General features: G+C 43.2%; 10 protein-coding genes and 5 tRNA genes. 6 read left to right on the top strand and 9 right to left on the bottom strand.

Annotated features, from left to right (window positions below; translation table 11 throughout):
• Positions 1-153: 153 nt before the first annotated feature.
• The 8 genes from rsiW to C5695_RS01035 form a co-directional block, all read right to left on the bottom strand.
• Positions 154-780, bottom strand: a complete 627-nt coding sequence (gene rsiW, locus C5695_RS01070) for an anti-sigma-W factor RsiW (protein WP_117728331.1) — start codon at positions 778-780, stop codon at positions 154-156.
• A gap of 14 nt (positions 781-794) precedes the next feature.
• Positions 795-1,358 carry an RNA polymerase sigma factor SigW gene (gene sigW / locus C5695_RS01065; protein ID WP_024424449.1) on the bottom strand — a complete coding sequence of 188 codons (564 nt, stop codon included), beginning with the start codon at positions 1,356-1,358 and terminating at the stop codon, positions 795-797.
• A gap of 183 nt (positions 1,359-1,541) precedes the next feature.
• The gene (gene rocF / locus C5695_RS01060) at positions 1,542-2,453 is read right to left on the bottom strand and encodes an arginase (RefSeq protein ID WP_117728329.1); all 912 of its coding nucleotides are present in this window, start codon (positions 2,451-2,453) and stop codon (positions 1,542-1,544) included.
• Between the two features lie 136 nt (positions 2,454-2,589).
• Positions 2,590-2,661: transfer RNA gene (locus C5695_RS01055), tRNA-Gln, on the bottom strand.
• Between the two features lie 4 nt (positions 2,662-2,665).
• Positions 2,666-2,750, bottom strand: a tRNA-Tyr gene (locus tag C5695_RS01050).
• Between the two features lie 28 nt (positions 2,751-2,778).
• A tRNA-Thr gene (locus C5695_RS01045) sits at positions 2,779-2,851 on the bottom strand.
• A gap of 3 nt (positions 2,852-2,854) precedes the next feature.
• Positions 2,855-2,930 (bottom strand) — tRNA-Val (locus tag C5695_RS01040).
• Between the two features lie 6 nt (positions 2,931-2,936).
• Positions 2,937-3,011: transfer RNA gene (locus tag C5695_RS01035), tRNA-Glu, on the bottom strand.
• 220 nt (positions 3,012-3,231) lie between these two features.
• On the opposite strand from C5695_RS01035, the gene murQ reads away from it, so the two are divergent.
• The 6 genes from murQ to C5695_RS01005 are packed head-to-tail and all read left to right on the top strand — an operon-like array spanning position 3,232 to position 10,966.
• Entirely contained in the window at positions 3,232-4,143 is a 912-nt protein-coding gene (gene murQ / locus C5695_RS01030) for an N-acetylmuramic acid 6-phosphate etherase (protein WP_117728327.1), read from the top strand.
• Between the two features lie 15 nt (positions 4,144-4,158).
• Positions 4,159-5,028 carry a MurR/RpiR family transcriptional regulator gene (locus C5695_RS01025; protein ID WP_117728324.1) on the top strand — a complete coding sequence of 290 codons (870 nt, stop codon included), beginning with the start codon at positions 4,159-4,161 and terminating at the stop codon, positions 5,026-5,028.
• The gene (locus C5695_RS01020; protein ID WP_117728322.1) at positions 5,025-6,398 is read left to right on the top strand and encodes a PTS transporter subunit EIIC; all 1,374 of its coding nucleotides are present in this window, start codon (positions 5,025-5,027) and stop codon (positions 6,396-6,398) included. Before C5695_RS01025 ends, C5695_RS01020 begins: the two co-directional genes overlap by 4 nt.
• 20 nt (positions 6,399-6,418) lie before the next feature.
• Positions 6,419-7,774 carry a penicillin binding protein PBP4B gene (gene pbp4b / locus C5695_RS01015; protein WP_117728320.1) on the top strand — a complete coding sequence of 452 codons (1,356 nt, stop codon included), beginning with the start codon at positions 6,419-6,421 and terminating at the stop codon, positions 7,772-7,774.
• A gap of 13 nt (positions 7,775-7,787) precedes the next feature.
• On the top strand, positions 7,788-9,707 hold the full coding sequence (locus C5695_RS01010) for a glycoside hydrolase family 3 protein (RefSeq protein ID WP_117728318.1): 1,920 nt from the start codon (positions 7,788-7,790) through the stop codon (positions 9,705-9,707).
• 11 nt (positions 9,708-9,718) lie between these two features.
• The gene (locus tag C5695_RS01005; RefSeq protein ID WP_117728315.1) at positions 9,719-10,966 is read left to right on the top strand and encodes an exo-beta-N-acetylmuramidase NamZ family protein; all 1,248 of its coding nucleotides are present in this window, start codon (positions 9,719-9,721) and stop codon (positions 10,964-10,966) included.
• A 40-nt stretch (positions 10,967-11,006) separates the two neighbouring features.
• Here the strand turns inward: C5695_RS01005 and C5695_RS01000 are convergent, their stop codons facing one another.
• The gene (locus tag C5695_RS01000) at positions 11,007-11,972 is read right to left on the bottom strand and encodes a bile acid:sodium symporter family protein (RefSeq protein WP_233230772.1); all 966 of its coding nucleotides are present in this window, start codon (positions 11,970-11,972) and stop codon (positions 11,007-11,009) included.
• Positions 11,973-12,010 lie beyond the last annotated feature (38 nt).

The following is a 12,010-nucleotide window of genomic DNA, read 5'->3' as shown; positions in this document are numbered from 1 at the left end:
TATGTGGAAATACATAGCGTGGCTATTATACCACATTTTGTTTCAGCAAGGAAAATAGTTGCCATATATGGCTGGCATACGGGTGACCGTGAATCTAACCAATCATATAGAAAAAGAGCAGCCCCTAAAGAGACTGCTCTCAAGCCGTTTGATTTACTTTTGTTCCTCTGGCCCAATGACCCGCATCACGTTTTGTGCTGTAGACTTCATTTTGTACCAAACCCAATCAAACACTTCATTAATTTCATTAATTTGACCAGTGACTTGTCCGGCAGAAGCAGTCAACTGTTCCCCATTGACGACGGTGACATTTCCATCAACCTTGCCTTCTACAATCAGCTTGCCATTTTTGACAGTGACATCACCTTTCACGGTTTCCCCTTTAGGTACAGTCACTGTATCATTTACAACGACGAGATTCGGCTGCTTTGACACACTGAAATTATGATCAGTATTCCAGCTTGTAAACAGACTGCCTCCCATCAAAATGAGAAAGAGGGCAGCGGCTACCATCAGCGGATGAGCTTTAATCCACCTGTAAACCGACACACGCTTTTTCTCCTTTGGAAGACCTGCCATCACCTTTGCAGTGAAATCAGATGGAGCTTCTATATGAGATGTACTCTGCACAAGCGCGATGGATTTCTCAATTTGTTGAAAATGAGTACGGCACTCCTCACACGATTGCAGATGGCTTTTTAATTCTTTTTCGTCTTGGGGCTCAATGTCCCCGTCTAAATACTGATGCATAAGCAGGACGATTTTTTCCTGACAGCTCATCAAAATCACCTCACTCAAAGGTCTCTCAACTGTTTCCGGAGAGCCTCTCTACCCCTGTGTATTCTCGTTTTCACCGTACCAACTGGTATATTCAGAATCTCACTAATTTCTTTTAACGAGAGTTCATCAATATACTTTAATACGATGACCGATCGATATTTATCGGGTAATCTTAAAATTTTTTGCTGAATGGTACTCGATAATTCAAGAGACACCACCTCATCCTCTGGCAAAATGCCGTCAGCAGCAATTTGAGAATACATATTCAGCCCTTCTGTTCCTGCCACCTCTGCATCTAAATAATAATCCGGCTTTTTTTTGCGAATACGGTCGATGGTCAGGTTGGTTGCAATGCGGTACAGCCACGTGGAAAACTTACGATTCACATCAAAGCTCTCAATATTGACATAGGCACGAATAAACGCCTCCTGCGCAATATCTTCAGCTTCGTGTGCATTCCCAAGCATACGGTAGCACAGCTGATAAATTTTGTCTTTATACAGGTCTACGATGTCTGCAAATGCGTTTTGGTCGCCTTTTTTCACTTGCTTAATTCTCTTTTTAATCATTGTGTCCATAGTATATTCAACCTCTGCCTTCACCGGTCTTTATGTATACGAACCTCTTTCCAAAAGGTTTCATTCTCCTCTAAAAAATAGTGTAACAAATTTTTGACAGCGTGTTACGCATATCAACCGGTAAAAACCTTAATATATCCTTAAATTTTCCGAAAACAAAAAAGAACGGGAACAAGTCCCGCTCTACAATAGCTTTTCGCCCATTAATGAACCAATCAATGCAACAGCTGCTTCGGCTGTTTTATTTTTCTCGTCTAACACCGGATTTACCTCAACAAATTCAGCTGAAGTCAAAATTCCCGCTTCCTCTAAAAGCTCCATTGCCAGATGACTCTCCCGGTAACTGATGCCGCCCGCCACCGGGGTTCCTACACCAGGGCACTCCGCTGGATCTAATCCATCTAAATCAAGCGACAGGTGAACACCATCTGTTCTTTCTTTTAAATAGGCAATGGCTTCCTCCATCACCCTCGTCATTCCTAAACGATCGATTTCATGCATCGTATACACTTTTATACCTTTCTCTCTAATTAATGCCCGCTCTCCTTCATCTAAAGATCGAGCACCAATTAAAACGACATTTTCAGGCTTCAATTTAGGAGAATAACCGCCAATGTTCGTTAAATCAGCATGCCCAAGGCCCAGACTGACTGCAAGCGGCATGCCATGTATATTTCCAGAAGGAGAAGTTTCCTCTGTATTTAAATCACCATGTGCATCATACCAAATGACACCGAAGTTCTCATAATGCTTAGCTACCCCCGCAAGTGTGCCAATGGCAATACTATGATCACCACCTAAAATGAGCGGAAACGAGCCTGATTGCACAATGCCGTCAACCTTCTCGGCGAGCAGCTGATTCGCCCCCGCATTTTCCGTTAAATTTTTTAGCTTTTCACTTGTATGTAAACCTTTCTCATCATCTCTTTGCTCAACTGGAATATCCCCGAGATCCTCCACATTAAATGAAAGCGATTCCAATTTTTCTTTTACACCTGCACACCGAATCGCACTCGGTCCCATATCGACGCCCCTTCTCATTTGACCCAAATCCATCGGGACCCCGACAATCGTGACCTTCTTTTGATCTCCCATATGTACATCCCCTTTCCGTTCATGCTTATATTTTACTTTCTCGATCCCTTCTGACTCAACTCAACAATATTTTGAATAGTTATACATTCCGTCTGCCAACATAAAAAAAGACACCTTTTTTAAAAAGGTGTCTTAACTGGGCTAGCTGGATTCGAACCAACGCATGACGGAGTCAAAGTCCGTTGCCTTACCGCTTGGCTATAGCCCAAAAATGGTGGAGGGGGACGGATTCGAACCGCCGAACCCGGAGGGAGCGGATTTACAGTCCGCCGCGTTTAGCCACTTCGCTACCCCTCCACATATGGAATTGATAAAGAAAAAACAGTGCCGGCAAGAGGACTTGAACCCCCAACCTACTGATTACAAGTCAGTTGCTCTACCAGTTGAGCTACACCGGCATATGGTGGAGGATGACGGGCTCGAACCGCCGACCCTCTGCTTGTAAGGCAGATGCTCTCCCAGCTGAGCTAATCCTCCACATCATGGTGACCCGTACGGGATTCGAACCCGTGTTACCGCCGTGAAAGGGCGGTGTCTTAACCGCTTGACCAACGGGCCAGTTTGTCAAGTTTGCTGTTTCCGTGAAGCTGACAAAAGTTATTATATACAGGTTGTCCCCCTTTTGTAAAGGGGATTTTTATTTTTTTTATTTTCTAACTATTTACCCCCTGTAGTACAACGTTTTTAACTGAAATATAATTTCAATATTCAAAAATAATATTGAAATTTCATATCACACTCAATATACTGAACATGAAGAAATAAGGAGGAATGTCGCATGCAGCCATCTCAACTGCGTTCTTTAACAACAGAATCAAGAAATCCTAACACAACGGGAATATCACAAGCAGACCCGCTCGAAATACTTCAGATGATCAATGAAGAAGATATGAAGGTCGCTCAAGCAGTCAACCGTGTCCTACCACATGTCAAAACAGCTAGTGACTTCGCCTATCAATCCATCTCAAATGGAGGCAGACTCGTTTATTTAGGTGCCGGGACAAGCGGCAGAATTGGCGTGATGGATGCTGTTGAATGTCCCCCTACCTATAGCGTCTCACCTGATGTCATAGTAGGCATTATGGCAGGCGGTGATTCCGCTTTTTCACATGCTGCCGAAGATGTAGAAGACAGTGAAGAAGCAGGCAAACAGGATTTAGTACACATTCACCTGACATCAAATGACACAGTCGTCGGTATCGCCGCCAGCGGTAGGACACCCTACATCATCGGCGCTTTAAACTACGCTAAATCCATCGGTGCAAAAACAGTAGCCCTTAGCTGCAATGAACAAGCAGAAATTAGTGAACTAGCAGACTGCGCCATTGAAGTCATCGTAGGACCAGAAGCCATCACTGGGTCAACACGAATGAAAGCCGCATCCGCTCATAAAATGATTTTAAATATGCTTTCTACCTCTGTCATGATCAGACAAGGGAAAGTATATGAAAACCTGATGGTTGATGTAAAAGTTAGCAACCATAAACTAAAAGAACGCGCCATCACCATCATTCAACATGTGACAAACGCTTCCTATGAACAAGCTGTGAAGGCCCTTGAAGCAGCAGGTTTAGAAGTCAAAACTGCCATCGTCATGCTCCAAACAAACACAGACAATAAAACAGCCAAGGATTTACTTAACAAAGCGAATGGCCATATCGACAAAGCCATCTCACGTCATCCATCCTAAAAGGAGGCAGAGCTCATGTCAGCAGGTGGACTTACCCTACTACACACAATGAAAACAAAGCTCCCCCAATCTGAAAAAATCATTGCAGACTATATCCTTGCCCATCCTGACAAAGTCATTAAAAGCACTGTACACGAGATCAGTCAGGCAGCCGGTGCAAGCAGCTCTGCAGTCATCCGCCTTTGTAAATCTCTCGGACTAGATGGCTATCACGATTTAAAAATGCGGATCGCCGGAGACTTGATACACGACGATAAACAAGGCTACCGTGATATCGAACAAGATGAACCACTTCAATCCATTATTCAAAAAACAGCAGGAAACTCAATCCAATCGATTAAGGATACTGCCTCTATTTTAAATGCCGAAGCATTAGAAAAGGCTGTTCAATTACTGCTGCATGCAAACCAAATCCATTTTATTGGTGTCGGTGCATCTGGCATCGTCGCAGCGGATGCTCAGCAGAAATTTCTCAGAATCAATTATGCAGCAACAGCCTTCACTGACATGCACATCGCATCCACAGTCATTGCAAATGCAGGAAAGAATGACATCGTGTTCGGTATATCCTTTTCAGGAGAAACGTTAGACATCATTCAAGCCCTTCAGCTCGCAAAAGACAATGGAGTGAAAACCATCGCCTTAACGCATCCGGGTCATACAAGCGTTTCTGCCTTATGTGACGTTCACCTATCGACATCCGGTTCCAATGAAGCACCTTTTCGCAGTGCGGCCACTTCCTCTAGAATGGCACAGCTCTACTTAATTGATGTCTTGTTCCTCAGTTTAGCTTCCCGTCAATATGAAGAAACAGCGCAATATATTGACAAGACAAGACATGCCATCCGCTCCATGAAACGAAAATCAAAGGGGGATTCAACATGAGTCATCAAAAGAAATATCAGCAGTTGGCGAAAGAGATCCTTTCACTCTGTGGTGGTTCTGAAAACATCTCATCCCATACACATTGTATGACACGTCTCCGAATTACGCCGATTGACAATGAACAAGTTCACATCCAAGCAATCAAAGAACTCGATGGCGTCATTGGTGTCGTAGAGGCAGAAACGCTTCAAATCATTTTAGGTACTGGTGTTGTCAACCAAGTATCAAGTGCGTTTGAACAGCTCTTGAATGCCTCTGGCTCTTATGATTTAAACAACGAAGCACAAAAAAACAAGCAAGCCATTTCACAAAAGAACCGTACACCATTCAAGCTGTTCTTACGACGAATTGCCAGCATTTTCATCCCCATCATTCCAGCACTCGTTGCATCCGGTCTGATTACAGGGATTACAAAAGCAATCGTGCAAGCAGGATGGCTCGACGATAAATCACAAGCAGCGATCATCTTAACCGTTATTGGTTCAGGTTTGTTCGCATATCTCGGTATATTAGTCGGAACCAATGCCGCAAAAGAGTTTGGAGGCTCTCCTGCATTAGGCGCTTTAGCTGGTATCCTCATTATTAACCCAGCCTCCGCAGATATTATGTTATTTGGCACAAATATTCTACCAGGCAGAGGCGGGCTCATCGGTGTTCTTCTAGCTGCCATCTTTATGGCGCTTGTTGAAACCCGAATCAGACGCTTTGTCCCGCAATCACTTGATATCATCGTCACACCAACCATCACACTACTCATTACAGGCATTTTTACGTACATTGTCTTCATGCCAGTCGGCGGATTTATATCGGATGCCATTACCTCAGGACTAACTTATCTATTAAACATGGGCGGAATCTTCGCTGGATTTGTTCTTGGCGCGACCTTCCTTCCACTTGTTGTAACAGGACTTCACCAAGGTCTGACACCCATTCATATGGAACTCATTAATTCAATTGGAGATGACCCACTTCTCCCAATTCTCGCCATGGGCGGTGCAGGACAGGTCGGCGCTGCATTCGCTATTTATATGAAAACAAAAAAGAAAAAGCTAAAAAGAGCCATTGCAGGTGGACTTCCTTCTGGGATGCTTGGCATTGGTGAACCACTCATTTTTGGTGTCACACTCCCGCTGGGACGACCATTTCTTACCGCTTGTCTTGGCGCTGGAATCGGCGGCGCATTTCAAGCCTACTTCCAAATTGCGACGAAGGCGATTGGTGTATCAGGTCTCCCATTAACCTTTATCGTTCACGCACATCAAATGCTTCTTTACTTAATTGGACTATTTATTGCATATGTCGCTGGATTTATTTTCACATACTTATTTGGTTTTCATGATGATATGGCTGTTGAATTTGAGGAAAAATAAGCAATAGGAGGTCTAAACTCTTGAAGAAATACTTTCTCTTAATGACAAGTCTGCTCATGCTCCTTGGATTACCAGCACAAACATTTGCAACTAGCGCCCATCCTGTATCGTCTTTGTCTAAAACAGCACCTGAAGAATATCCCGTCTTAAAAAACGCAAAACGCCCAGAACAAGTAGGTTTTTCTTCCAGGCAGCTTAGGAAGGTTGATCACATGATTCAAAACGATATTAAAGCAGGATTTCCAGGAGCCGCACTCATCATTATCAAAGACGGAATGATCGTCCACCAAAAAGCCTATGGCTACAGACAAAAATACGACGGCACAACCGAACTCAAATCATATAAGAAAATGAAGAAAAATACACTGTTCGACCTTGCGTCCAACACCAAAATGTATGCGACCAACTATGCTCTGCAAAAGCTTGTCTACGAACAAAAACTAGACGTGAACGAAAAAATACAAGCCATCCTGCCAGATTTTAAAGATGAACCAGATGCAAAGATACCTGGTAAAGATCAGCTTCGTGTAAAAGATCTGCTTACCCATTCTGCTGGTCTACCTTCCAGTGTCTTATTTTATAGCAAAGAGGCTGCCGGCTCCTTTTTCTCTCAAGATAGAAAGACGACGATGAAATGGCTGCCAAAGGTGCCTCTTCAATACAAACCAGGCACTGAGCATATTTATAGTGACATTGATTACATGCTGTTAGGCATGATCATCGAGAAAAAAACCGGTATGCCACTTGATCAATATGTAGAGTCGACGATTTATCGGCCGCTAGGTCTCAAACATACGATGTTTAATCCACTTCAAAAAGGATTCAAGCCGAAGCACTTTGCAGCAACCGAACGACTTGGCAATACAAGAGATGGTGTCATTGATTTTGAAAACATTCGCAGGTACACCCTGCTAGGCGAAGTCCACGACGAGAAAGCCTATTACTCAATGGCGGGAATCTCAGGCCATGCGGGACTTTTCTCTAACATCTCAGATATGGCTGTGCTGCTCCAGCTCATGCTTAACAAAGGAGGCTATGGAAACACAACCATCTTTGATCAAGCTTCTATCGATCTTTTTACAGCCTCCTCTGATACAAACCCAACCTACGGGCTAGGCTGGCGAAAAAACGGCCATACTGACATGGAATGGATGTTTGGAAAATATGCAAGCAACGAAGCCTATGGACATACTGGATGGACCGGAACGATGACGCTGATTGATCCAAAACACAATCTAGGTATCGCCTTACTGACAAATAAAAAACATTCACCTGTCGTTTCACCTGAAACCAATCCAAATCAATTTGAAGGTGACCTTTTCCCAACTGGTACTTATGGAAGCATCATGACCGCCATCTACGAATCTTTTAAGTAAAAGGAGGAATTCGATGTTGAAAGCTCTCTTCCCCGCTGCTCTAGTTTTGGCCCTGCTAACCTCTTCCATTCCAACAGAAAAGGTTAGCTCTGCTCCTCTTCCAACCGCCAAACAAATGGTACAAAACATGTCTCTGGATGAAAAGATAGGTCAAATGCTCATGCCAGACTTTCGTAATTGGCAAACAAAAGATGAATCCGCACCTACAGGCTTAACAAAGATGAATCAAGAAGTTTCCCACCTTGTAGAAAAATATCATCTTGGCGGTGTCATCTTATTTGCCGAAAATGTCACTGATACGAAACAAACCGTCAAACTCACCCATGAATTTCAAAAAGCATCACCAAAGATTCCATTATTCATTTCAATTGATCAAGAAGGTGGAATCGTCACAAGATTACAAAAGGGAACACATTTCCCAGGAAATATGTCGATTGGTGCCTCTAGAAGCAAGAAAAATGCATATGACACAGGAAAAATCATCGGCAAAGAATTAAACGCACTAGGAATCAATACTAACTTCTCTCCTGTTCTTGATGTGAATAACAACCCAAACAACCCCGTCATTGGTGTCCGTTCCTTTAGCTCTGATCCTACTCTTGTCACCAGGCTTGGTCTTCAAACCATGAAGGGACTTCAAAAGGAAAAAACCATTTCCACACTAAAGCATTTCCCGGGACATGGTGATACAGCCGTCGATAGTCACTACGGTTTGCCACTCGTAGAACATGACTTAGATCGTCTAAAAAAGGTGGAGCTGTATCCATTTCAACAAGCGATCAATGGTGGTGCGGATATGGTCATGACTGCTCATGTTCAATTCCCAGCCATTGACGACACAACGTACAAAAGCAAAAAAGATGGCGAGGACATAATGGTTCCAGCAACCTTATCAAAAAAAGTCATCACACACTTATTAAAAGAAGAGATGGGCTTCCAAGGCGTTGTGGTAACAGATGCCCTCAATATGAAAGCGATTGCAGATAACTTCGGCCAAGAAGAAGCCGTGGTGATGGCCATTAAAGCAGGTGTCGACATCGCTCTCATGCCAGCACCAGTCACATCTTTAAAAACAGAAAGAAACCTAGAGAACGTGTTTGATGCTGTAAAACAGTCGATTGTAAAGAAAGAAATTCCGATGTCTCAAATCAACCATTCTGTCGAAAAAATTCTTCAACTAAAGATCAAACGAGGCATCATATCTTCCAAAAAACCAATCAGCCTTGAGAAAAAAATCAAAAAAGCCGCTCAAATCGTTGGGAAAAAGTCGCACCGGAAAGCAGAACAAAAAATGGCACGTGAAGGAATCACCCTACTTAAAAACAACGATAAGACCCTACCTTTCAAGCCTAAAAAGAATGACCAGATCTTAGTCATGGCACCTTACGAAGATCAGACAAAAGCAATGTCAGTCACGATTGACTCTCTGATCAAGAAAAAAAGAGTCAAGCCTGTACGTATTCAGTCATATGCGTTTGCGGATAAGACCTTCACCAAAGAAACAGCCAAACTGATTCAAGAAGCTGACTATATAATTACCGGGTCTTACGTTGTCCAAAATGACCCAGCTGTGAATGATGGAGTAATTGATGACAATGTTCAGGATCCGAAAAAATGGGCTACCGCCTTCCCTCGTGCTGTCATGAAAGAAGCAGCAGCACAAAACAAAAAATTGGTCATCATGAGCCTAAGAAATCCTTACGATGCGGCAAATTTTGAGGAGGCTGATGCCATACTAGCCGTTTACGGTTTTAAAGGCTACTCAAACGGACAATTCAATCAGCCAAATATTCCTGCTGGATTAGAAGTGATATTTGGCGCTGCATCACCTAAAGGAAAACTGCCTGTTGATATCCCATCTGTCACTCATCCAAATCAAACTCTATATCCATTCGGCTATGGACTCAGCTTAAAAGGGAGACAAATCAAATAGGAGGGATTCTCTTGAAAAAAACAGCTAGCCTGATATTCGCAAGCATTCTGATCATGAGTACATTGACCGCCGCCTCTCCCGCAGATCAAGGACGAACAGACACAAAAGGAAAAAAAGCAGCAGTCAAAACAGGAATTGAAACACTACTCTCAAGCAACCTCTCATGGTTAAAAGGAAAAAAAGTCGGTCTCATTACCAACCCAACTGGCATTGATTCAAATATGAAAAGCAGTGTCGATCTCCTATTTGAGCACCCAAATATCAAGCTTACTGCTCTATATGGACCTGAACATGGTGTGCGCGGCGATGCACAAGCAGGAGAAGGCGTCGAATCCTACACAGATGAAAAAACAGGACTTCCTGTTTACTCTCTCTATGGAAAAACAAGAAAACCAACTCCTGATATGCTCCAAAATGTAGATGTTTTGCTGTTTGATATTCAAGACGTTGGAGCTCGTTATTACACCTATATTTACACGATGGCCTTTGCGATGGAAGCCGCTAAAGAAAACGACATTTCCTTCGTTGTCCTAGATCGTCCAAACCCCATTGGCGGACTAAAAATAGAAGGGCCAGTCTTAGAACCTGAACACGCTTCATTTGTGGGACTCTATCCAATACCATTAAGACATGGAATGACCACTGGTGAGCTAGCAACATTCTTTAACAAAGAGTTTCATATCAATGCTGATGTCACAGTGATCAAAATGAAAAACTGGAAGCGTTCCATGACATTTGATGACACGAAGCTACCATTCGTCCTTCTTTCTCCTAATATGCCGACAGTTGATAGCACCTTTGTATATCCCGCCACAGGATTAATTGAAGGCACAAACGTCTCCGAAGGCAGAGGAACGACAAAACCGTTCGAACTTATTGGTGCTCCATATATCAATAGCAACGAACTAGCAGATCATTTAAACCAGCTAAAACTAAAAGGCGTACAGTTTAGACCCGTTTCATTCACCCCTACTTTTTCTAAACATGCCGGCACACTATCACACGGTGTGCAGCTATACGTCACAGACCGCTCTTCATTCGAAGCGGTAAAAACAGGGTTATCCATCATCAAAGCCATACATGATCTATATCCAAAAGATTTTCAGTTCCTTCAAACAGGTAGCTTTGATAAACTCATCGGAAATAGCTGGATCAAAGAAGAAATCAATCAAGGCACTTCCATCAAACACATCATGAAACGCTATCAGCATGACCTCAAAACGTTCGAAAAGAAGCGGAAGAAATATCTCATCTATTAACACACAAAAAGACCTCCATCTCAATAGAATGGAGGTCTTTTCATGATAAAGATTTAGACACAGCAGGCGCTTTCAGCTCAAAACGATTGAGTAAATAACCAAATAAAGCAGCAAGGACTTGTTGAAACAGCATGCCAATCACAACAGGGACAGCAACAGCAGGCGGGAAAAAGCTAATAGCCAGCACAGCCCCCGCACTAATATTTCTCATGCCACCCGTATACACAATGGCCACAATCTCCCCTTGATTACATTTCATTGCCTTGCCGATCAACCAAGCAAATGCGTAGCCACTCATCGCAATGAAAAACACAGTCGCTGCTTTGCTAAAAAATGCGGCATCCAGTTCCCGCAAATATGGCGCAACAACAGAACTGTTAATCGATACGACAACAAACAAGCCTAATTTTGAAAAAGGAGACAGGGTCTGACTAATTGTTTTCGTCACCGACGGCTTTGCATACTGACGTACGAGCATCCCTAAAATAGATGGCAACACCACCATACCGAACAGCCCTTTCATGATCGCCACCATGTCCATATGGACCTGTGTACCGATGAAGAGTGCCAAGCTGGCTGGCACAATCAATGGCGAAAGCAACGTATCAATTAAAATGATGGATAACGTTAATCCAACATTTCCTTTATACATCGCCGCCCATATTAAACTAGACACACCTGTGGGGATGACCATTGCAAGCGTCAAACCGGTGATCGTCATGGAATCACCCGCAAATATTAGATGCCCCGCTGACCATGCATAAAGGGGCATCAGCATATGCAATATCATAAACGACAAAATCAAAGGCAATGGGTGCATCACCGTATGCTTTAAAGCTGAAAAAGTAGACGACAAGCTCCCTGCAAAAGTCATAACGGCAAATACCCATGGTACCAAAAACGTGAAATCCTTTAAATAGGACGCCAATAATACACCAATTAACACACTAATAGGCGTAATAAGCGGCATCATCCGGCCGAGCACTTGGTTCAAACGCACAAGCATGCCGGCCACCTCCATCCTTCACTTTCTTACCTTTTCTA

The organism is Bacillus pumilus (assembly GCF_003431975.1).
Lineage (GTDB): Bacteria > Bacillota > Bacilli > Bacillales > Bacillaceae > Bacillus > Bacillus pumilus_N.
The sequence above is the reverse complement of the archived record's forward strand: the minus strand, read 5'-3'. Positions and strand labels throughout refer to the sequence as shown.